This is a genomic window from Streptomyces sp. NPDC048106 (genome assembly GCF_040706415.1).
Taxonomy (GTDB): Bacteria; Actinomycetota; Actinomycetes; order Streptomycetales; family Streptomycetaceae; genus Streptomyces.
On sequence record NZ_JBEZND010000065.1, the window covers coordinates 1 to 21,417 of the forward strand.

At 70.9% G+C, this 21,417-nt stretch carries 18 protein-coding genes and 5 pseudogenes; 7 read left to right on the plus strand and 16 right to left on the minus strand.

The features are described 5' to 3' along the window. Nucleotides 1–1,306: pseudogene (locus tag AB0927_RS38590) on the minus strand (IS701 family transposase); the annotation flags it as partial. 32 nt (nucleotides 1,307–1,338) lie between these two features. Here AB0927_RS38590 and AB0927_RS38595 point away from each other — a divergent pair. The 7 genes and pseudogenes from AB0927_RS38595 (at nucleotide 1,339) to trpD (ending at nucleotide 6,346) form a co-directional block, all read left to right on the plus strand. Then, nucleotides 1,339–2,135, plus strand: a protein-coding gene (locus tag AB0927_RS38595) for an IS5 family transposase (protein ID WP_366672529.1) whose coding sequence is annotated in 2 segments (ribosomal slippage) — nucleotides 1,339–1,678 and nucleotides 1,678–2,135 — 798 coding nt in all. Because the reading frame shifts where the segments join, the coding sequence is not laid out codon by codon here. Nucleotides 2,136–2,415: 280 nt separating this feature from the next. Continuing rightward, nucleotides 2,416–2,526, plus strand: a pseudogene (locus tag AB0927_RS38600) (class I SAM-dependent methyltransferase); the annotation flags it as partial. A gap of 107 nt (nucleotides 2,527–2,633) precedes the next feature. Beyond that, nucleotides 2,634–2,762, plus strand: a pseudogene (locus tag AB0927_RS38605) (hypothetical protein); the annotation flags it as partial. 56 nt (nucleotides 2,763–2,818) lie between these two features. Continuing rightward, nucleotides 2,819–3,115 (plus strand): HAD hydrolase-like protein, encoded by a 297-nt coding sequence (locus AB0927_RS38610; protein WP_366672530.1) that lies wholly within the window; start codon nucleotides 2,819–2,821, stop codon nucleotides 3,113–3,115. Nucleotides 3,116–3,128: 13 nt separating this feature from the next. Continuing rightward, complete coding sequence (gene aroA / locus AB0927_RS38615) at nucleotides 3,129–4,376, plus strand: 3-phosphoshikimate 1-carboxyvinyltransferase (RefSeq protein WP_366672531.1); 1,248 nt, start codon at nucleotides 3,129–3,131, stop codon at nucleotides 4,374–4,376. A gap of 228 nt (nucleotides 4,377–4,604) precedes the next feature. Further along, on the plus strand, nucleotides 4,605–4,967 hold the full coding sequence (locus tag AB0927_RS38620) for an NUDIX domain-containing protein (RefSeq protein ID WP_366672532.1): 363 nt from the start codon (nucleotides 4,605–4,607) through the stop codon (nucleotides 4,965–4,967). Nucleotides 4,968–5,275: 308 nt separating this feature from the next. Beyond that, entirely contained in the window at nucleotides 5,276–6,346 is a 1,071-nt protein-coding gene (gene trpD, locus AB0927_RS38625; RefSeq protein ID WP_366672533.1) for an anthranilate phosphoribosyltransferase, read from the plus strand. Nucleotides 6,347–6,405: 59 nt separating this feature from the next. Here the strand turns inward: trpD and AB0927_RS38630 are convergent, their stop codons facing one another. From AB0927_RS38630 to AB0927_RS38700, 15 genes and pseudogenes are all read right to left on the minus strand, one after another. Continuing rightward, nucleotides 6,406–7,332: a carbon-nitrogen hydrolase family protein gene (locus AB0927_RS38630; RefSeq protein WP_366672534.1), complete on the minus strand. Its 927-nt coding sequence runs from the start codon at nucleotides 7,330–7,332 to the stop codon at nucleotides 6,406–6,408. Between the two features lie 52 nt (nucleotides 7,333–7,384). After that, nucleotides 7,385–8,158, minus strand: coding sequence for a PIG-L family deacetylase (locus AB0927_RS38635; protein ID WP_366672535.1), 774 nt, complete (start codon nucleotides 8,156–8,158; stop codon nucleotides 7,385–7,387). 37 nt (nucleotides 8,159–8,195) lie between these two features. Beyond that, nucleotides 8,196–9,044, minus strand: a complete 849-nt coding sequence (locus AB0927_RS38640) for a glycosyltransferase family 2 protein (protein WP_366672536.1) — start codon at nucleotides 9,042–9,044, stop codon at nucleotides 8,196–8,198. 70 nt (nucleotides 9,045–9,114) lie between these two features. Beyond that, on the minus strand, nucleotides 9,115–9,963 hold the full coding sequence (locus tag AB0927_RS38645; RefSeq protein ID WP_366672537.1) for a hypothetical protein: 849 nt from the start codon (nucleotides 9,961–9,963) through the stop codon (nucleotides 9,115–9,117). 350 nt (nucleotides 9,964–10,313) lie between these two features. Continuing rightward, a pseudogene (locus AB0927_RS38650) lies at nucleotides 10,314–10,502 on the minus strand (hypothetical protein); the annotation flags it as partial. 11 nt (nucleotides 10,503–10,513) lie between these two features. After that, nucleotides 10,514–12,877, minus strand: a complete 2,364-nt coding sequence (gene fxlM, locus AB0927_RS38655; protein WP_366672538.1) for a methyltransferase, FxLD system — start codon at nucleotides 12,875–12,877, stop codon at nucleotides 10,514–10,516. A 31-nt stretch (nucleotides 12,878–12,908) separates the two neighbouring features. After that, complete coding sequence (locus AB0927_RS38660; protein ID WP_366672539.1) at nucleotides 12,909–14,285, minus strand: phosphotransferase; 1,377 nt, start codon at nucleotides 14,283–14,285, stop codon at nucleotides 12,909–12,911. Then, the gene (locus AB0927_RS38665; RefSeq protein ID WP_366672540.1) at nucleotides 14,282–14,815 is read right to left on the minus strand and encodes an HIT domain-containing protein; all 534 of its coding nucleotides are present in this window, start codon (nucleotides 14,813–14,815) and stop codon (nucleotides 14,282–14,284) included. The genes AB0927_RS38660 and AB0927_RS38665 overlap by 4 nt, the downstream gene beginning before the upstream one ends. 59 nt (nucleotides 14,816–14,874) lie before the next feature. Next, the gene (locus AB0927_RS38670) at nucleotides 14,875–16,086 is read right to left on the minus strand and encodes a methyltransferase (RefSeq protein WP_366672541.1); all 1,212 of its coding nucleotides are present in this window, start codon (nucleotides 16,084–16,086) and stop codon (nucleotides 14,875–14,877) included. After that, nucleotides 16,076–16,465, minus strand: a complete 390-nt coding sequence (locus AB0927_RS38675; RefSeq protein WP_366672550.1) for a hypothetical protein — start codon at nucleotides 16,463–16,465, stop codon at nucleotides 16,076–16,078. Before AB0927_RS38675 ends, AB0927_RS38670 begins: the two co-directional genes overlap by 11 nt. After that, nucleotides 16,462–16,854, minus strand: a complete 393-nt coding sequence (locus tag AB0927_RS38680) for an MFS transporter (RefSeq protein WP_366672542.1) — start codon at nucleotides 16,852–16,854, stop codon at nucleotides 16,462–16,464. The genes AB0927_RS38675 and AB0927_RS38680 overlap by 4 nt, the downstream gene beginning before the upstream one ends. Beyond that, complete coding sequence (locus tag AB0927_RS38685) at nucleotides 16,851–17,015, minus strand: hypothetical protein (RefSeq protein WP_366672543.1); 165 nt, start codon at nucleotides 17,013–17,015, stop codon at nucleotides 16,851–16,853. Before AB0927_RS38685 ends, AB0927_RS38680 begins: the two co-directional genes overlap by 4 nt. A gap of 251 nt (nucleotides 17,016–17,266) precedes the next feature. Next, a pseudogene (locus AB0927_RS38690) lies at nucleotides 17,267–17,638 on the minus strand (methyltransferase domain-containing protein); the annotation flags it as partial. Beyond that, the gene (locus tag AB0927_RS38695) at nucleotides 17,626–19,101 is read right to left on the minus strand and encodes an NUDIX domain-containing protein (RefSeq protein WP_366672544.1); all 1,476 of its coding nucleotides are present in this window, start codon (nucleotides 19,099–19,101) and stop codon (nucleotides 17,626–17,628) included. The pseudogene AB0927_RS38690 and the gene AB0927_RS38695, both read right to left, overlap by 13 nt. Nucleotides 19,102–19,171: 70 nt before the next feature. After that, the gene (locus tag AB0927_RS38700) at nucleotides 19,172–21,211 is read right to left on the minus strand and encodes an ABC transporter ATP-binding protein (protein WP_366672545.1); all 2,040 of its coding nucleotides are present in this window, start codon (nucleotides 21,209–21,211) and stop codon (nucleotides 19,172–19,174) included. Between the last annotated feature and the right edge of the window lie 206 nt (nucleotides 21,212–21,417).

Here is a 21,417-nt window from a genome sequence, read left to right on the forward strand (position 1 = left end):
TACTGCAACGACACTCCGTGACGCCCTCTGCGTTGGTCATGACTGATGCGGGCTCGTGCTTGGCTTCTTCGTCGCCATAGTGACCATGCAAGTGCGTGCTGGATGCGGTGGCGGATGGGAGAGGAGATGCGGTTGAAGAGCCGCCTGGCCTCGTTCATGGTCACGGGTATGACAGTTCGATCGGAGCCTACTTGTGGATCCCCTTTTTTGCCTCTGCTCGCAGGATGGCGAGGAAGGCGAGGGCGGCCATGGAGAGGGTTATATGCCGGTACCACGCGGTGTATCCACGGACTTGGTAGTGATCGAGCCCGGTTTCGTTCTTTGCGGTCTGGAAGCACTCCTCGACCATCCACCTCGATCCCGCGATCCGCGCAAGTTCTTCCAGTGAGGTCCCGGACGGGCAGAAGCAGATGTAGTAGGCGATGTCCGTGGGATCTGTGAGGCTGCGCCGTGCCAGTAACCAGTGGTCCCAGCCCTCCCGACGCCAGGGCCGGATCGGGGCCGCCGCCCAGTCGTACTCGCGTGGCCCGTGGGCACCGTCACCGCAGCTCAGACGCGCCCATGCGTCGTCGGGAAGTTCACTGACCAGTTTGTGCGCGCGAGCCTGTCCGAAGAATTCCATGGTCATTACCATCTGGGATTTTGGGACGGCGAGAACATGGGGGATGTCGTGTTCTTCCAGCCACACCCGGATCCGGCTCGTCTGGCCGTAGAGCTCATCGGCGGTCACCCACCCGAAAGGGATCCCTGATTCCACGGCACGCTGAAGCATACGCAGGCCCATGTCCGGCTTGGTGGCGAACTAGACATCGTCACTGATACCGGCCGACCGGCAGCGTTCACGGTCCGACGTCCAGTCCTTCGGCAGATACAACTCCCGGTCGATCAACGCTCGGCCCTTCGCAGACCCGTAGGCCAGGAAGACCGCAACCTGATAATTCTCGATCCGGCCGGCCGTTCCGGAGTACTGGCGCGCCACACCTGCCGACCGCACCCCCTTCTTGAGGAATCCCGTCTCGTCAAGAATGAGAATTCCCGCCACGGGATCTCCGATGTGTTCCACCACCGCGTCGCGGACGCCGTCACGCACAGAGTCCGCGTCCCACAGGTAGTGGTTCAGCAGCCGCTGCATCCCCTGGGGGCCTGCATCATCGGCGAACTCCGCCAGGGTCCAGCCGTTCTTGCGTTCCGCCTCGCTCAGCAGCCCCCGCAGGTAGGACACCATGCGCCGCCTCGGCTCCACCCGCCCGAACTGGCCTGCGAACCGCGTCACGGAGTGTCGTTGCAGTATTAGACGTCGTCTCATTTGGCGTGCTGGGTAGTCTGCACCATGTGGTGATGGTTGAGCGCCTGGTGCCGGACGAGCTATGGGAACTGTTCCAGCGGGCGGTCCCGCCTGCCCCAACTCGGCCCCAGGGCGGAGGTCGGCGCCGGTACGGGGACCGCGAGGTCCTCGCGGCGATCATCTTCGTGGCCACGACGGGCTGCACTTGGCGGCAGCTGCCGCCGGTCTTCGGCCCCTCGGGGCCGACCGCGCACCGGCGCTTCACCGAGTGGACCGCCGCCCGGGTCTGGGCAAAACTGCACCGCCTCATCCTCGACGAACTGGGCTCGCGCGGAGGCCTGGACTGGTCGCGCTGCGCAATCGACTCGGTGAACATGCGGGCCCTCAAAGGGAGGACCTGACAGGTCCGAATCCTGTAGACCGGGGCAAGAAGGGGTCGAAGATCCACTTGATCACCGAGCGGACCGGTTTACCCCTGTCCATCGGGATCTCCGGCGCGAACCTCCACGACAGCCAGGCACTCGAGCCGCTCGTGCGCGGCATCCCGCCAATCCGATCCCGCCGCGGCCCGCGCAGACGACGGCCCGCCAAGCTGCACGCGGACAAGGGCTACGACTACGACCACCTGCGCCGATGGCTCCGCCAGCGCGGCATCCGGCACCGCATCGCCCGCAAGGGCATCGAGTCCTCCACCCGGCTGGGCCGCCACCGCTGGACGATCGAGCGCACGATGTCCTGGCTGGCCGGCTGCCGTCGCCTCCATCGCCGCTACGAACGCAAGGCCGAACACTTCCTGGCCTTCACCGCCATCGCTTGCAGCCTCATCTGCTACCGCAGACTCTCCAAATGAGACAACGTCTTAGTGCAGAACGATGTTCGCACTGTTGCCGCGTCTGGGCCCCAGAAAAGATCAAGCATTGCCGGGGCTGCTCGCGTCAGGATGCTGTGTGTGTCTGGTCGCGCGCTGAGTTTCGGAGGGGTGGCGGAAGCATACGGACGGTTCCGGCCAGGGGTATCCCGTGGAGCTGTTCGACATGGTGATGGCCTATGCGGGCCGCCGGGTTCGGACCGCCCTCGAGATCGGCGCTGGGACGGGCAAGGCAACCCGCCTGTTCGCTCGGCGAGGGGTCATGGTCACCGCGATCGATCCTGACGGGTCCATGCTCGCCGAGCTGCGCAAGCACGTGCCGACGAACGTGAGAACGGTGCAAGCGGCGTTCGAGGACTTGCGATCGGGCGAACGGTATGAACTGGTCTATGCGGCAGCAGCATTGCATTGGACGAACCCGGAGGGCCGGAGCGGTTTGCGGAGCTCTACCGGCAGGAGGCCGCCGCGCTGTCCGACCAGGTGCGCCTGTTCAACGGGGCGCGGAAGTGGCTGTCCATGCTGTGCACACGGCATGTACCCGTGGGGGTGATTACGGGCAAGGAGCGTGCGCGTACCAGTGTGCTGCTCAAGCAGCTCGGCGTCGCCGATCTGGTCGGGGCGGTGGTGACCCCGGACGATCCGCCCGCTCCGAAGCCGTCACCGGAGTGCTGTGGCTGTGCGACCGGTTCGGTGTTGATGCGCGCCGTACGGTGCTGGTCGGGGACTCGGTCGCCGACATGCAGGCCGGGCAGGCGGCCGGGGCGCTCACGGTCGCGGTGCTTTGGGGTTCTGGCCGATGCGAGGTACTGGCCGCGTACCGGTCGTGGCGGATCGTCGAGCAGCCCGCGCATCTGACCTTCCTGCTTGCCGATCTGACCGCCCAAATCCGGCGGCGCAGGCCCCGCCCGGGGCGGCACAATCCGCCCTACCTCGTACCGCCCGGGGCGGATCACCCGAACTAGCAGGAGATATGGCATGACTGACGTTGTGATTCCCGGTTCGAAGTCCGAGACGAACCGGCTACTGGTTCTTGCTGCGGCTGCCAACGGCCGTACGGTGCTGCGCCGGCCACTGGTGGCGGACGATACCGAGGCCTGCGCCCAGGCCCTGGCCGCCCTCGGCTACGACATCGACATCACCAGCGGTGACGCGTGGGCGGTCACCGGTCGCCCCGAGGGCCCGGCGGCTGTGCAGGCGTCGATCGATACCAGGGACGGGGCCACCGGCGCACGGTTCCTGCCCGGGCTGGCCGCTGCCGGCCACGGCACTTTCCATTTCACCGCTTCCGAGCAGATGCGCCGCCGTCCCATCGCCCCGCTCCTCAAGGCCCTGCGGACCCTCGGGGCAGACATCGACCGCGACGCTCTTCCGTACACGCTGCGTGCCACCGGTCTTGAGGGCGGTCGGCTGGTCGTCGACGCAAGTGTCTCCAGCCAGTATCTGACGGCGCTGCTGCTGGCCGGACCGCTCACCCGGACCGGGCTCACCCTGCACGTCACTCAGATGGTGTCCGCCCCGTACATCGACATCACCCTCACGCTCATGCGCCTGTTCGGGGCCCGCGTCGAGCGCACCGGCGACGTCTTCCGCGTCGCGCCCGGCGGCTACACCAGCCCCGGCGAGGTGAGCGTCGAGCCGGACGCTTCCACCGCCTCGTACGTCCTGGCGGCGGCTGCCGTCAGCCCGGGCCGGTCGGTGACCGTCCCCGGGCTGGGCTCCGACTCCGCCCAGGGGGACCTCGGATTCGCCCGCGTGCTGGCCGGCATGGGCGCGGTCGTGGACGTGAAACCGGACTCGGTCACCGTCACCGGGCCGGACCGGCTGACCGGGGTGACGGCGGACCTGCACCACCTGTCCGACACTATGCCCACCCTCGCCGCCATCGCCCCGCTGGCCACCTCCCCGGTACGCATCACCAACGTGGCCAACGCCAGGGTCAAGGAATGCGACCGGCTGGAGGCCTGCGCGGCTGGGCTGCGGGCGCTGGGGGTGCCAGTGACCACGGGGGAGGATTGGATCGAGGTCCAGCCCGCGCAGCCGACTGCGGGCCGCATCGCCACCCGACGGGATCACCGGATCGCCATGGCGTTCTCCGTGCTGGGCCTGCGCGTACCAGGGGGCATCGAACTGGACGATCCGGACTGCGTGATCAAGACCTGCCCCGGCTTCCACGGCCTGCTCGCGGACCTCACCGCCCGCTGGGAGAAAGAGCCCGTGTCATGACTGCGGAGATAGGCCGAGTCCTCGTGGTCGGGGCCGGGTGGATCTCCCGCCGTGTGCACTTACCGTATCTGGCCCGCCTGCGTTCCTCAGGCGCGCTCGGCGAGTTACTGGTCGCCGACACCGACCCGGTGCAGACCGCCAACGCGGCGCAGAAGTTCGCGGCCCGGCTCCACACCGCGCCGCTGCAGGAAGCCGGGGACAGCCAGCGGTCCGGCGTCCGAGGCGCGCGTGCCTGTGGTCTTGAGGGTCGCGCTCGGTATTCAGGTCCCGGCCGGCAGCATCCGTGCGGGCGAGACCCCGGAGGCGGCGGCGCTGCGCGAGGCCGGCGAGGAGACCGGTCTGAAGGGCTTCAAGATCGTGCGGAAGCTCGGTGAGAGCGACTACGACATCAGCCCGTATCGGAGCGAGGTCCAGCACCGCCATGTCTTCCACCTGGAGCTGACCGAGCCCACGCCGGAGCGGTGGGCCAGCCAGGAGGACCACGACGGCGAGCGGGAGCCCACCCGTTTCGAATGCTTCTGGATCCCGCTCGAGGCCGCCCACGTTCTTCAGTCCGGGCAGGGTGCCCTGCTGGGACGTCTGTACGACTGATCCACGTCCGGTCACGGCCCACCGCAGGAGGCAGCCGATGTACCGTACCGGCGAACTGCACGACGTAATCAAGATCGAGCAGCTAAGCCGGGGTGGCGCCTGAGTGATCAGCCCGGACGCGTACGCGAGTTCGTGCTCACGGCCGCCGTCCGGCGGCCGCGCAGCGGGCGGCCGCGCGGCGGTGTGGTCCACGACATCGCCGTGGCCTGGCGAACGGCAGGCGTGTGCTCGCGACTCGCTAGGCTCGAAGTACGAAGCAGACTGGTCTGCGGGCGTTCGCCGCGTCGGGCCGCACCGAGGAGAGTCCCGTGACCGCGCCCGCTGTACGTACCTGGCCGCAGCTCCTGGCCACGCTCCTGCGCGGCGAGGACCTGACCGCGGACGACACCCGATGGGCCATGGGCGAGGTCATGAACGACGCCCACGAGCCCGTTGCCTTCGCCGGGTTCCTCGTCGCGCTGCGCGCCAAGGGTGAGACCGCCGCCGAGATCTCCGGTCTCCTGGACGTCCTGATGGAGCGGGTCGTGCCCCTGCCCGTCGATGGCCGCGACGTCGTCGACATCGTCGGCACCGGCGGCGACGGCGCGCACAGCGTGAACATCTCCACCATGGCTGCGATCGTCGCAGCTGCCGCCGGCGCGCCGGTGGTCAAGAACGGCGGCCGCTCCGTCTCCAGCAAGAGCGGCTCCGCCGACGTGTTGGAGGCCCTCGGCATCCCTTTGTACCTGGGCCCCGAGCAGGTCGCGCAGTGTCTGGGCCACCTGGGCATCGCCTTCACCTTCGCTCCGGCCTTCCATAAGGGCCTCAAGCATGCCTCCCCCGTCAGGCGTACGCTGGGCGTGCCCACCGCGATCAACTTCCTCGCCCCGCTGACCAATCCGGCCCGCCCCGGTTCGGCCCTGGTCGGCTGCTCGAACCTCTCGCTGGCCCCCGTCCTCGCCTCGGTGCTCGCCGAGCGCGGCGCGAGCGCGCTGGTGGTCCGCGGCCACGAGGGCCTGGACGAGATCAGCACCGCCGGCCCCACCGACGTGTGGACCACCACGGCGACAGGCGGCGTTGTCCAGGCCGAGTTGGACACCCGCCGCTTCGGGCTGGGCCGACCGGGCCCGGACGCGCTGCGCGGCGGCGACGCCGCGTACAACGCGGCAGCCGTACACGCCATGCTCTCCGGCGTTCCCGGCGCCGCCCGCGACGCGGTCCTCGCCAATGCCGCCGGCGCCCTGGTCGCCCACCTTGGCGTCGCCACCGACGCCGCAGTGTTCGAGGCCGCCTTCGCCGACAGCCTGGACCGGGCGCGCGCCGCAGTGGACAGCGGCGCCGCCGCCACGCTGCTGGAGCGCTGGGTCAAACTCGCCACCAGTCTGTCCGAGCCTCGTTGACACCCGCCTCATCGCACCGACCCGTTGTTGCCCAGGCCCAAGAGGTGAACGGGCCGTCCTCAGAAGGCCGTGCGAATGTCGCTGCGCGGGTCGCCAGCCACCAACTGGTCCTTGTAAAGCCCTTCCTGCGCCCGGCGGCGCCATGGTCGGGCGTGCCGAAGGGCCACGTCGATGTCCGGGTCGGCCGAGTCGAGGTCGATGTCCGCGACCACCACAGCGGGTTGCCCGTCGGCGGGGCACTGGGCCAGCCACCGGCCGCCGGGCGCCACGATCCCGGACGGCACCGTGGTGCTGAACTGCGCCGGCACGGCGTAGCCAAGCCAGTAGCTGTACAGCGTCCCGTAGGCCTGGGCGACGCGTGCCCTTGGGGCATCGTCGACCATCACGGAGAGCAGGACGCAGTCAACGTCCAGGCGCTCGTACTCGGCGAAGAGCGACGGGAAGTGCGCCTCCACGCACAACGCGCAGCCGATCCGGATGCCGCCTACCTCGAAGACCAGCGGCTCACGGCCCGGGGTGTACAGGTAGGAGACCTCGGTATGCGACAGGAACCGCTTGTCGTACCTGGCGACCAGTTCGCCACGGTCGGAGACGACGAAGAGGCTGTTGTGGGGCCTGCGCGGTGGTGTGAGCGGGTGAAGCGACCCGAACGCTGTCCACAGCCGTAGTTCCCCAGCCAGCGCAGCGATCGACTCGGCCTCCTCGCGCATGACGTCCCAGGCGGCACGGCTCCAGTCGGCCGGGACCAGCTTGCCGTTCGAGCCGGCCGCCATCACGTGCTTGCTCGGATAGACGATCGCCCCCTCGGGGAACTGCACCAGTTGCGCACCCGTCCCGGCTGCCTCCGCCATCAGGGCCCGGATTTCCTGCCCGGCTGCTCGGAGTGCTCCTCGATCAGTGGGATCTTCCGGCACCGTGCTCTGCGCGACTGCCAGCCGTAATGTCCTGGACGGGCTGGGGCGTTGGTCGAGTGCAGGAGTCGTCATTTCTCTCCGATCAGCGGGGGTTTGCTTGTGGGCGGTGAAGGTGTGGCGGGGGTCAGGTGGTCAGCTGGGTCGGGTCGCCCTTCGTGGGGCCGGGGGTGAGGCGGGTGAAGTGTTCGGTCTGGATGATCTGGGTGCGGTCGGCTTCGGGGAGGCGGGCGAGGATGCCGGGCAGGGGCCGCTCACGGGCGACCTCGCCGCGGTGCGCGAGGATCGCCCGCCACTTCACGTCGGCCCAGGGGGCGATGTCGACGCTGGTGGTCGCGTACGAGTCCGGCACCGCGAGCACCTTCTTTCCCACACCTTCGAGCAGCGGGCGGAGCAGGCCGACGCCGGACTCGGGGTGCGTGGCGGCGTACAGCGCGGCCGGCTGCCAGGGCGGCCCCGCTTCGGGATGCAGGTGAGCGAGTCCGGCGGCTTCGACGGCGAGCAGCGTGATCTGGTGGGTGCGTACGTGGTCGGGGTGGCCGGTCGGCTGGCCGACCGCGTCATGGGTGACGACGATGTCGGGGCGGAAGGCCCGGATGTGGGCGACGAGGCGGCCGATGGCCTCATCGAGGGGAGCGTCGACGAGCCGGGGCTGGCCCGGCGCGGCCTCGGGGTTGCGGGCGTCGCCGTAGCCGAGCAGGCGTGGGGAGCCGGCGCCCAGGGCGGCGAGGGCGTCCGCGAGTTCGGGCGCTCGGCGGCTGTGGGGGGCCCAGGTGGCGGTGACGACCGCTGTGCGGGCGCCGGCGGCGTGGTGCTGCGCGAGCACACCGCCGGCTAGAAGACTCTCATCGTCAGGGTGCGCGAACACCCCCAGCAGCGAGGGCAGGGACGGGTGATTCATGGAAGAGGCCTCCTCGAGGCGCTGGATGGGAGGGAGGTCAGATGATCGGCGGCCGCCCGGCGGCGGTGAGCCGGTAGACGGTGCGCCAGCTCATCGGGCGCCGCGGCTGCGTGTGCCGCGTCGTCCAGCCTTCGCGCATGCCGCGCAGCGTCTCGCCCAGCCCGCCGCCGCGCATGGCCCGGACCAGGATGATCGCCGTCCACACGCTCAGGTAGAGGGGGAGGAGTGGGGCGGGGAGGTTGCGGTGAGCGATCCAGATCCGGTTGCGGGCGGCGAGCCGGTGGTACAGCGCGTGGCGGGCGGGTGTGGTGAGCGGGTGGTGCATGTGGATTGCCGCCGCGTACCAGCCGCTCCAGCCCGCTTCGTACAGTCGCCAGGCAAGATCGGCGCCCTCGTGATAGAGGAATATCCGACCTTCCCACCCTCCTACCGCCTCGAAAGCGTCGCGCCGGATCAGGACGACGCCTTCGGTCATCGAGGTGACCCTCCCGGGCCGTCCCGGGTCCGAGGCGCGCAGCCGGGGGACCCAGCGGCGTGGCGTGGTCGCATCGTCCGGGCCGGTCAGCCGGGGCTGGACCCAGGCAGCTTCTGGATGAAGCTTGGCCTCGGCGACGAGCCGGGCGAGGACATCGGGACGAGGAAAGCTCGCGTCGTTGTCGAGGAAGTACAGCCACTCGGCCGGATCGCCCGCGTCGCGCAGCGCGTTGACGCCGGCGTTGCGGCCGCCGGGGATGCCGAGGTTCTTGGGCAGGCACACGGTGAGCGCGCCGGGCGGGACGACCTGGGGCCTGCAGCCGGTGCCGACCACCACCACCCGGACGTCGACATCGCTCTGCGCCAGGAGCGTCGCCTGCGCGGCGGCCTCTTCGTCCGGCCGGTCATTCATGGACAGCACGACTACGTCTACACGTGGGTGAAGCACGGGCTCCTCCAGGCCGTCGAGGGCCGTGTTGCGGTCAGGGCGTGGGGACAGGAACTTCAGTGAGGTGTTCGACCCAGCGAGCGACGAGCGGGGCGAGGTGGGGGTGGACGCCCCGGGAACAGGCCTGGAGGAGTTGGCCGAGGGCGACGAGTTCCCCGGCCCGGCCGGCGGGTGTGTCGAGGACGTCGGCGAATTCGTGCCGCACGCGTGCGGCGACCGCCGGCACCGTCAGCGAGTAGGCGTGAAGGAGGCCCGGGTCGTAGCCGACCGGCATGACGCCCCAACCCTCCCAATCGAAGATGATCAAGGTCGGGGCGGTGAGGTTGGCCCAGTGCAGGTCCGCGTGCCCGGTGGTGCGGTCGCTGATCCGCGGAGGGTCGATGCCTACGAAGCGGCGGAAGTTGCGGTCGATCCAGGACTGCCGCACGGCCTCACGGTCGGTCGGGACCGCGGCGAGCGCGCGCGATGCGGCGCGCAGGTCTCGCCACCAGGCATCCGGCAGCCCGGGATCACGGTCGAGTACGGGGCTGCCCACGACGACTGCCGGGGTGGTGACGAGTTCGGTGAGCTCGGCCCGGTACGCGTACGAGCCGCACGTCCAGTCCAGGAGGTTGCGCAGCCGGGGGCGTGGCACCGACTGTGGCACGGCGGTGTCCGCGAGGGCGGTGCCCTCCCACAGCCGTCCCCCGGCCTTCTCTGACGGAGCGGAGACGAGGCGAAGCCAGCTCGTGCCGGCACGCCGTCCGAGCGTGCGGCCTTGCCACCCCCACACCTCCCCGCCCGACGGCGTGACCTGGAGGTCGTGGGTCGCGGCCGCGAACGCGCGACGCATCCGCGCGACGTCCTCGGCGGCGTCCGGGGCGGTGAACACCAGCGTGGTCATGGCTAGTTACCTCATCTCGCGTCAGTCTGATCAACGGCCTCGGGCGGGTGACTGTCAGGGCTGGCTCTACGGGCACCAGCCCTGAAGAGGCTGATCGCATCGCGTCCTTCCTGCCGGGACGCTGATTCAGAACAGGGCACGTTGCTCCGCTTCAGCACCGGTCGTCGACTGGGCTGCAATCCGGCGACCGCGTCCAGTTCGAGGAGGGTGCTCCAGCGCCCGTCGGCGCATCCGTCGCCCAGTAGCCGGGCCAGCACGCTGGGCGAGGGCGCCCCCGGCGAGGAGAGCCTCGTCGTCCGGGTGGGCGAAGCCGGCAAGCAGGCTGGGCAGCACGGGGATCTCCAAGGCGGTCACAGTACGGGGACGGGGGCGCCGGCGAGGCGCCCGGCCCGGTGGACGAGGTGAGGAGCGAGCTCCGGGTGGCCGCCACGCCTGGAGACCTGGACAAGCTGGGCGAGCGCGACCAGCTCCCCGGTCCGTCCGGCAGGCGTGTCCAGGACATGGGCGAACTCGGCGCGGATCCGGGCCGCCGTGGCCGGCCGGCTGAGGATCATGCTTCTCCCGTGGTCGCGGCGACCGTGTCGGTGCGCCGGGCAGGGGCCGGGATGTGTCCGTCCCGGCCCGGCCACCGGAACACCAGCCGGGAGGAGGCCTTGTCCAGAACGTCTCCGGCGGGCAGCAGATGGTCAGGAGTATCGGCCGGGTGGACGGTCAGGACGGGATCGGCGTGCTGGTCGTTGTCGTCGGCGCGGACATGACGGTCCCATGCCCGGACCGTGGCCGCGAGCTGCTCGGCGAGCTGCGGGCCCTCCTCGCCGAAGGCGTGCACAACCCATTCCCACTCCTTGTCCTCCGGGCACTCGCCGTGCCGGGTCTGAACGTAGGTCAGATAGGCGAGCGAGGCGGTGCCGAGGACGGCTGGTGCGTCACGGTCCTTCGTGATGGCGGTGAGGCCCGTGTCCTGGTGGGCGTGCAGGCGGCAGAAGGCCGGCAGGGTCGTGGCCGCATACAGCTGCAGCGAGCCGAAGTACGAGTTCGCCCCCATCGTCACGCCGGTTGTGACCTCGTGCCGCCGCCCGCGCAACGCCTCCTCCAGGCCCTTTGTGTCGGCGGCGGCGCCGTCGTCGAAGCGGAGCGTCAGAGCGCCGTCGAAAAGGGGGACGACCGGGACGGCGTGGGCCTGCTGTCCTTGGTCGCGGACGAATCCGCAGTAGGTGAAGTGTCGGGCGTGCAGCACCTCGCCATGCCGCTCGAACGTGATGGCCCTGGTGTAGCCGCCCATCTCCAGCGGCAGGACCAGACGCCCGCCTTCGGCCAACTGCTCGCGCCAGGCCGGGGAGATGTCCCAGCAGTTGTAGGTGATCACGCTGGCGTCGAAGCCGCTGCGGGGCACGAGGTGGGCGGGCGCGCCGAGCGCCGCGTCGGCCTCGACGGCGGTGACGCGTCCGCTGCCGGCCTCCGTGAGGAAGGCGCGGGTGCGGCATACGACCCACGGGTCGATGTCGACGGTCACCACCCGCCCTTCGGGCCCGGCGACGTGGGCGATCAGCTCGGCGTTGTAGCCACCGGAGCCCGCCTCGAACACGATCGCGCCCGGCTTCAGATGCAGGTGCTCGATCATGTCGGCCTGGAGCCAGGCCGCGGACACCGAGCTGATGGCCGTCCCCGTCTCGTCGCGGCGGGTGATGACCGCCCGGTCGCCGCCGTCGTACGCGACCGCCAGGTTCGCCTCCGGGGCGAAACGATGGCGGGGCACGGTCCGCAGCGCGCTGCGGACGGGCTCGGACGAGGCCCAGCCGCGGCCGATGACCGTCTGGGCCATCGCCTGGCGCCGCCGGACGGCCTCGGCCGGCTCACCTGGCACGGGCGGCCGATTGGCGGCGACCGGATAGGAATGGACGGGCGGCAGGCCGGGGATGACGCCGGGCCAGACGGCGTTCAGGGCCTGCGCGCTCGGGGTGAACACCGGGCCGAGACATCCCAGACCGTGAGGATCGTGCCATTCCCAGCGCGTGAACTTCTCCGGCTCCGCAGTGATGAGGGTGCCGGTGACGCCGGCGATCCGGATCACCGCGGTCAGGCGCGGGACACCTTGGGCAGCGTCGGTGAGGATGGTCACCACGCTGGCGCCGGTGGCGTGCAGGCCGGTCTCCTCGGCGAGCTCGCGCACCCCGGCTTCGTCCAGCGGCTCGGCACCCTCGACCTTCCCGCCGGGAATTTCCCACATGCCGCGTCTGGACCAGCCGAGCAGAACGCGCCCGTGCTCGTTGGTGACGATGGCCAGCGCCCCGGCAACGGCGTAGCCGGTGGCCGGCACGGACCGTTCCGTGGCGACCGTGCCCGCGCACGGCCCGCGCAGGACCAGTGCCGCCAGGTCGCCGACGGCGATGCGCTGCACGCTCGTCCATCCGCAGGTTAGAGCGCTGATCTCATCTTCGTTCAGCGCGATGTGCCGCTTCTCGGCGGATGTGTGCGCGGCCAGCGGGGTGATGACCAGCACGGTGCCGCCCTCGCGCAGCCGGCGCCCCAGAGCGTGCAGGACACGCATGCGATCGTGCAGGAAGGCCACCGACAGCCGGAAGACCACCAGGTCGTACAGGGTGTCGTCCAGCGGGGCGGGGCCGTCGCGCTCGATGTCCAGATGGAGCCAGCGCACGCCCTCGATGTTGGTGTGCTCCTCGCGGGCCCGGGCGATCGCACTGTCCGCGAATTCGCACGCGTCCACGCGGTAGCCGAGACCGGCGAGGTAGGCGGCCAGCTCCCCGGTTCCGCAGCTCACGTCAAGCGCCCGCCCGCCGGCTTCGGGGACGGGGGCGTGCTCCGCGAGGAGTTCCCGCTCGCGCTCGCCAAGCCGTCGGAAGTTCTTGCCGTCGCTGTAGTGCTTTTGCCACTGGTCGCGGACGGTGTACGTCAAGGTGCTGCTCCTCGTACCTAGTGTGGTGGGGTCAGGAGTGTTGTGCGGCGCGGAGGCGGGCCAGGGTGCGCCGGCCGCGTTCGACGAGCTCGGGATCGCCGTGGGAGGCGCCGTAGGAGATGCCGGAGACGGAGTCCAGGACGGACAGGACCGTGAGCTGGGCTTCTTCTTCCGGGGTGAAAGGGCGGCCGTAGCCGTCCAGCACGGCCTGCAGAAGGTCGGGGCGGCCGTGCCAGGCGTCGGACAGTCGAACGAAGTCCCTGATCGCCGGGCCCTCTTCCGACCGCTCGAAGTCGATCACGTACAGGACATCGGCGTCTTCGTCCCATCGCAGATTGCGGAGCTGGAGATCACCATGTGTGGGGACCGCCTCCAGGGCGGGCAGGTGGGCGGCCTTCTCTGCGGTGCTGCGGATGAACTCTTCGTCCCCGGGCGCGAGGTGAGGCCGAGCTCCGTCCAGGTGCCGCTCCAGCTTCCCCAGGGACAGGGTAGCGGCCGGGTGCGGTGGAGCGCTGGTGTGGATGGCGGCCGCGAGCTGCCCGATGCGGTGGAAGATCCGACGCTGCTGCTCGGGCGGATAGGTGGCGCCGTGCAGGGACCGGCCTCCCACCGCGGTGAGCACAACCGCCCGCAGATGTGCGTCGGCAGCCACCAGGCGGGGCGCAGCCGGACCGAGGAAGGGCGCCCAGCCGCGGAGCGCGGCGACTTCCCGCTGGTGGAAGCGCGTGTTCTGGTGGATCTTGACGTACCAGGTGTCGTCCTCGGCGCCCCGCGCCCGCCATACGCGGCTCTCTTCACGACTCCAGGAGACGTCCGTCCAGTTGGTAATTCGGCCCACCGCGTGCTCGGCGAAGGCGCACACCTCCTGCGGGACCGTCCCAGGGCTGCGGGGCTCGGGGACCAGGGCCAGCCGGTCGGCGGTCGGCGTGTAGGCGATGGCGTCGCCGGGCTCCTGGAAGTGCACGGCCATCCGGGCACCGGCCCGGTAGGCATCCAGTCCAGCCCGGCAGTACGCGACCATCGGCTCCGGAAGCTTGTCGAGCGCGAACCAGTCCATGGCGTCGCACACCTGGGGCTCCATGACCTTCGGGGCGCCGTCCCAGCGCCGGACTTCGAAGAACACCCCAAGACGGGCGGCTCCGGCGGGGGAGCGGTGGTGCACGGTGACGGCCGCGCGGACATCGGCCGGATCGACGACGATGCCGGCCTCTTCCCGGGTTTCGCGCACCAGGGCCGTGACCATGTCCTCCAACGGACCGTCCAGGCGCCCGCTGACCAGATGCCAGCATCCGGCCGCGTACACGTCGCCGGCCCGCCTCGACAGCAGCACCTCGGACCCCGCCGGGCCGTCGCGAACGGCGATCAGGTGAACGTCGAGCGGCTCGGTGTGCCGCTGGCCGCCGGTCATGCGTCCCCCGACAAGGTCCGCAGCGCGGCGGCGTCGGCCAGCAACTGTGCCTCGTCCTGGCGTCCGCCGTCGAGGAACTCCCACGGCAGTGGCCCGCCCGGGGCCGGATCGGTGTCACCGGCGTACCGGAGGCAGATGTGGCTGTGCAGGTGGGGTACGACGTTGCCGAGGGTGGAGTAGTTCAGTTTCACCGGCTCGTAGAAGGCCGTCAGGGCCTTGCCGAGCGCGAGAGTGTCGCGCCAGTAGGCGGCGGCGTCGGCTTCCAGCAGGTCGGTGGGCTCGGCGACGTGCGGGGCGCCGCGGTGGATGAGCACGCAGTAGCCGCGGACGCGCCCGCTGCGCCACAGACAGGCGTTGGCTACCTCACCGCGGCGAAGTAGCACGCCCCAGCCGATGTCGGCCGAGGTGTAGTCGTTCGCACACATGGGGCACCCGTCGCCGGAGCGGTGGCGGAGGAAGTCCTCGGGCCAGCCGGCCGGCACGGAGGAGCTGTCGGCTTGGGGAGCAAGGGGGTGGTGATGCCGGGGCATCCGTACTCCGTTCGCTGAGCGGCTGACGGGCGGGATAAGGGCCGTTCGCTCGGGCGAGGTCACGACCTCGGCCGGGGAATGCCGGCGAGGGTCGGTAGCGTCCAGGTCAGCGCCTTCGGCTTCGCGCCCGACGTGACGGTCTGGGCTCCGGTGCCAACGGTGAGGTCGACGGTGTACGACTCCGGCCGGCCGGCTTCCTCCCAGCGGGCGTGGAGCTCCTCGAGTTCAGCCCACACGTCACGCGGCCCGCAGACGCGAACAGTCCCGTCGCCGGGGCCGGCGACGGCCCACGAGTCGTCGTCAGGCGCGACGATGGTCATGGTCTCCGCCTGGAAGTCCCGGACCAGACCGGGCGCGAGGTATGCGGCGGCGAGCCAGAATCCGTAGGCGTCGTTCGACGGCGGGGCGAGCCGGGTCGGTCGTGTCCTGCCGGGGTCGGCTTTGATGCGGGCGCGGTGGTCCAGGGCGCTGAGCCACCGGTAGCCGAGCACGGGCCGGTACCCGCGCGGCCGGCCCTGAAGGACCGCCTTGACCGTGCCGGCCGGGGTACGGGTGACCAGGAGTTGCCCGGGCCAGCTCGGGGTGCGGGTCGCGAGCGTGGTCAGCAGCCGTCCGCCGGGTGCGAGCTGTTCCACCCACGGCGCCGGGACGCAGGGAACGCCGATCCCCGAGTGGATGCGGTCGTACGGTGCCCGCGGCTCGTGCCCTTCGAGAGCGTCGCCCTCGACAACGGTTGCGCCGACACCGAGGCGGTCCAGGTTCCGCTGGGCGAAGGCCGTCATGTGTCCGTCCCTCTCCACGCCGGTGGCGAGTCCGGGGCCGGTGATGGTGGCGGCGAGGGCCAGGGAGACACCGGGGCCGGGGCCGAGCTCCAGATAGCTGTGGCCGGGGCCGAGCTCCACGGTTTGGAGGGCTTCGACGGTGGCGGGGGTGTAGGTGGACATGGACGTCATGTGTCCGCCGGTCACCGGGCCGCGGGGGAGTGCGTCGAGGGGTTCACCGTCGCGCTGGAGCAGGATCGACTCGTCGCTGTGGATCAGGTCGAGCCACTCCTCCTGGTCGTCGGGGTGGGAGCCGTCGAGGAGGCGCCAGTCGATCGGATCCGCACCCGGGCCGCTGACCCGGACGTACGCGTGCGGGAGCAGGGCCTCGCGCGGCAGGCGAAGCAGCGCGTCGCGCAGCAGCTTGTCGGTCAGGACGCCGTCGGTAGTGAGCCGGTCGACCATGCCGGCACGTCGACGACTCGTCGCTTCGCGGAGGTCAAGAGGCATGAGCGGAGTCCTTCGCGGAAGTCGGCATGGTGGTGAGGTGCCGGACCGGCGAGGCCCACAGCAGTGCTGCAGGCACGAGGTAGCGCAGGGTCCCGCCGTTCAGCGCGGCGTGTACGGAGGAGTCGGCGGCGATGGCGCCGGCCGTCAGGGCGGCGGCCGGGCGCAGGCCGGTGACCAGCCAGACGGAGGTCTGCTGCGCGCGGGACTGCAGCTCGGAAGGGCACAACTGCTGGCGTAGAGACCGCTGGGTCGTGCCCGCCGCGACCGCGGCCGCCGTCCTCCGCGCGCCGGCGATCCGCGCGTTCGCCGCATGCATGTGGGCGCGGTCGACAACCTCGGGCACGATGGCGATCGACGCGGCCTGGTGCAGCACGGTCATGCCCCCAGCAGCAGGGCGACCGCGTAGAGCACGGGCACGGACAGGACTCCCGCGGCCCAGCAGACCGGCACCACGGACACCACCGCGGCCGCGGCGAAATTTGTGCCGATCATGATCTTCTTCTTCGGGTACCTGCCACCGGCCACCCCGGCGGGCAGCGCGAGATCGAACGCGGGAACCGTCGCGGCGGCGGCCAGCAGCGACACCTGGCCAGGGGAGGCGTCCAGCTCCAGCACCGCGATCACCGGCAGCGCCACACCGTGGACCGAGGACCCCGCGAGGGTCACCGCCTCGCCGACCCAGTACGCGCGAAAGGACCTGTTGGTGCGCAGAGGAAGGGAGGCCGCGCCCTCCGCGGCCGCGCCGCGGACTGTGCTGGTGGGCGTCACGATCGGCTCCGCTCCGGCCAGCGAGCCAGGGTGTGCATGAGGTGACCCATGTCCCGGTAGGGGCTCCGCGAGGACGCGGCCCACTCCAGCTCCAGTGCCGCCGCGCGTGCGGCCGGATCCGGAGCCCAGGCGTCGTCGAAGTGGTCGTGGAAGATCCGCACGCCCTGGCACGGCTGCGGACCAGCCCGTGCTCGGCGGTGAGCCGGTCGAGGGCGTCGGGGTCGTCACCGCGGGTTTCCCGGCCGAGATTGCCGACGCTCCGGTCTGCTCCGGACACGATGAGCTGGCGCGCGGTCTCGGAGTCGCCGACGAGAGCCTCGCGTACGCCGATGGCCCGACGGTTCTCGGCGAGGATGCTCAGCAGGCCGCCCGGCGCGACGAGCCCTGCCAGCCGGGTGACGGCCTCACCGGGATCGTCCAGGTACATCAGTACGCCGTGGCAGCACACCGCGTCGAACGGCTCCCCGTCCAAGGAGGGGGACTCGAAACCGGCGTTGACGAGCCGGGCGCGGTCGGCGAGCTCGGGGCGGCCCGCGAGACGGTCAGCCGCGGCCGCCGGCATGGTGGCGGCCGGAGCGGCACCGGTCACCTGGTGGCCGGCCGCGGCGAGGCGCAGCGTCATCTCGCCGTTCCCGCAGCCGACGTCCAGAATCCGAGCGGGCGTGGCCGGGAGCTCGGCGAGAAGTCGGCGTTCCACCAGGTCGTGACGCAGGCGGCCCCGCGTGCTGTCGGAGTGGGCGGTGTACGCGGCCCCCACCGAGTCGAATCCGGTCACCGCGTCCATCCCAGTTCCGTGTAGGTCCGGCCGGCCTGGATGCCCTCGATGGCCGCTCGGGTGTAGGGGACGATCAGCCCGGGCAGGTCCTTGACGTTCCACCACTGCCAGGACATGCACTTGTCGAGCTCCCGCAGTTTCGGCTCACCCAGCCAGCGGCGGGCGCGGAAGAAGAGCTGGACGCGGGGCGGGTCCGTGGGTCGTTCACGCATGTGCACGGTGTGGACGAGGTCGATGTCGGCTGGTTCGAGGACGATTCCCGCCTCTTCGTCCGCCTCCCTCACGAGGCAGGCACTCGCTGCCTCTGCCTCGCAGTGGCCCGCCAGCACGTGCCAGGAACCGCCCGCGTACGCCGAGTCGGGATGCCGTAGGCCCAGCAGGACATGGCCGTCCCGCTCAAGGTAGAGGTGGACACCGACCACGTTCAGCACGGTCCCGGACGGTGCCTTCGCCCGCGCGGTCGGTGCGGGCGTCGTCGGACCGTCGGCGGGCAGGGGATGTTCGGCGGCGTGCTGCTCCAGCAGGTCCCGGGTCGAGGGCAGCATCGTCATGTGCGGGAACTTCTCGGGCCGCACCCAGGCGAGCATCACGCCCTCGGTGAGGGGAAGACGGGCGGGGTCGCCGTTCCAGAGTCCGGTGAACAGCTGGATCGGCACGCCTGTTCCGTCGGTGCCGGTGACGTGCTCGACCGCGTACGGCTCCAGGTCCGCGACCGTCAGGCCGGCCTCCTCGCGCAGCTCCCGACGTACCGTGTCGAGCAGGGTACGGTCCTGCGGCTCCCGGCCGCCGCCGAGCAGCGACCAGCACCCGGGCTCCCAGATCTGTGGCTTGTTGGCGTCCCGCAGGTGCAGCAAGTACCGGCCGTGGCCGTCGTGGATGATCGCGGAGGCGTTCAGGGGTTCCGGCTGTCCGTCCACCCCCGCGTCGAGAAGTTTCGCGCGCAGTGTCGGCGAGGTGACCGCCGACATGGCGAGCCACTCGGCGCTGGACACCTCCTCGTCCTGCAAGGTGACGGCCGGCGGCTCCTCGCCCGCGAGGTAGAACGCGTAGCGGAAGTCGTAGTGCTCGTGGGCAGGTTCGCCCTTGAAGGGGTTGGCGTCGATGGGGTGGACGTCGATGTCGATTGGGGAGGCGAGCGTCTGCCGGGTCAGGCACAGAGCCCCGGGCGGGATTCCGGCCTCCTCCGCCACCTCGCGCAGCGCTGAGGCGAGCAGCGTGCGGTCCTCGGGCTCGATGTGGCCACCAGGGGTGAGCATGAGACCAGTGGCCCGGTGCCGGATGTGCAGGACCCGGCACCGGCGGTCGATCACGACGGCGCTGCACGTGACGTGCCCGGGCAGCGTCGCCCGGGCCGTCACGTCGACGGGACGGTCCAGTGCGGCGAGCAGCCCGGTCAGGGCGTCACGCTCGCCTGGGTGGCGGCTGAGGTACGTCTCGACGGTCTTGCGGATCGAGGAGGAGCTGGGTGGCATGACGGTCTCGCCTTCGATGGAGGGGGCGGGGTGCTGCGGGGTCGGCGGGTGGAAGTCGCGTTGCTGGAGGTCAGCTCGCCGCCTCGTGGCCGGACGGCTGGACACCACGGGGGGCGGGGAGCTTGTCGGTCCCCGGCGCGAGCCCGTACTGGGCGGCCTGGGCGGTAAACATCCCCTGATACAGGCCGCCCTCGTGGGCCATCAGGTCCTCGTGCGTGCCTTCCTCGACGAGGCGCCCCTGGTCGAGGACGTAGATGTGGTCGGCGTTCATGGTCGCGGCGAGCCGGTGGGTGACGAGGACGACCGCGTGCCCCTGCTCGGCCAGGGACCACAGCCCCTGGAACGCGGCAATTTCGGCATGCGGGTCGAGCGCGCTGGTTGGCTCGTCGACCAGCAGAAACGGCGCCTGCCGGTATCTTGTTCGAGCGGACCCGAGTTTCTGCCACTGCCCGCCCGAGAGCTGGACACCGCGCTCGTAGCCCTTGAAGACGATCGAGTCCCAGCCGTGCGGCAGGCCCTCGATCAGGTCGAGCACGCCCGCGTCCCGAGCGGAGCCGCGGACGCGGTCCATGTCCCGGGGACGGTCGCCCGCGCCGATGGCCACATTCGCAGCCGCCGTCATCTCCCAGCGCGGGAAGTCCTGCGCCAACAGCCCGACGGCACGGAAGACCTGGGCGCGGTCGGCCTCGCGGAGCTCGACCTGCTCGCCCGACTCGCCCACCCACCACACCGTCCCTTCGGACGGCGGCAGAAGCCCGGCCAGCACCTTCGTGAGCGTGGTCTTCCCCGAGCCGTTCGCACCCACCAGGGCCGTCACCTTCCCCCGGGGCACCCGCACGCTCACACCCTTCAGGGAAGGACCGTCGGCCCCCGGATAGGTGAACGACACGCCCTCCGTCCGCACCTCCCGCACCGGCGCGGGAAGCGGCGTACCGGTGACCGGGATGGCGTTCTCGCCTGCCACCTTGATGGCGTCCTCGGTGTCGGTGAGGAACAGCAGCTCCTCGTACAGCCGGTTGACCTGCTGCACCAGCGAGGTGAGGCGTGCCGTCGAGGTGCGGATGGCGATCACCGCCGTGCCGCCGACGGCGAGTGGCAGGCCACCGGTCGCAAGGAGCCACCACAGCAACCCGTAGCAGGCGAGCGACGCCAGCCCCGCGAAGCCTCCGGCGACCAGGTCCGTGGAAGCCTGCGCCCGGGCCAGGCGCCGCTGCTCCGCCTCCGTTTGCCGCGACATCTCCTCGTAGCTGGACAGCAGCTTCGTGCCGGCGGCGTGCACGCGGATCTCCCCGGCGGCGTGCGGGCGGGTCAGGTAGGCCAGCAGGGAGGCGATCGCCCGGCGGTGGTCGACCCAGGTCAGGCGCGAGAGGTACTCACGGCGAGCGGAGCGGACGGCTCCCCACCCCTTGGGCAGGGCGATCGCCAGCAGCATCGGCAGCAGCGCCCAGTGCAGCGACGCCAGCACGATGGCGGCCGCCACCATGCCGATCACCACATCGCCCACGCCGACCGACAGCCGGAGCATGCTGCGGGCTGAGTCCGTGCCGAACCTGCCCGCCTCCAGGACTCGCTGGACCTCCGGCCGTTCGGTCGCCTCCACCTCCACGTGAGTGACGGCTGTGTAGTACCGGGCGGAGACCGCCCGCTCCACCTGCGGTTCCAGCCGGCCCGACATCGCCGTCGACCACGCCGACAGCACCGCCGTCGCCACCGCCGCGACCGCGAGCACCGCCAACGACGGCAGCGACTCGCGGAGCTTGTCCCGAGTCGGACCGTCGGCGAACAACTCGGTGAGGACGCTGTTGACCGCCACCAGCCCCCAGCCCGCCGTCACACCCTGCCCGAGCTGCGCCACCACCACCCCGGCGAGCGCCCGCCGGTCCGTCTCCCAGCCGGTGCGCAGCACCATGCCCACCATCCGGGGCAGCGCTGCCGCCATGTGCCCGAACCCAAGCCGGGTCAGCGGTCCTTCGTGGCGGACGTAAGACTGGTCGTAGCGCAGCCGGCCGCCGTACAACTCGCGCTCGGCGTCCGAGATGCCGGTCGTGGCCGTCGCGGTGGCCTTCGGCGGGCTCGCGCTCTCGTCGCCGTCTGGTTCGGCGTTCGTCAATGTGTTGCCTCTCGGAGACGTGATGGTGGTGTCGGCGTGTCCAACGACGCCGCAGCAATTTCGAACACCTGTCTTTCGGACGGGTTGTGCGCTACGGGATTCAGCGGTTCTTCAAAGGTGCGCAGTGCACCGACCCTTGCCATGCAAGAGCACACGGCCGGAGGCGGGTTGGCCGAAACGCCGACATCCAAGCGCTGCCGCTGCGC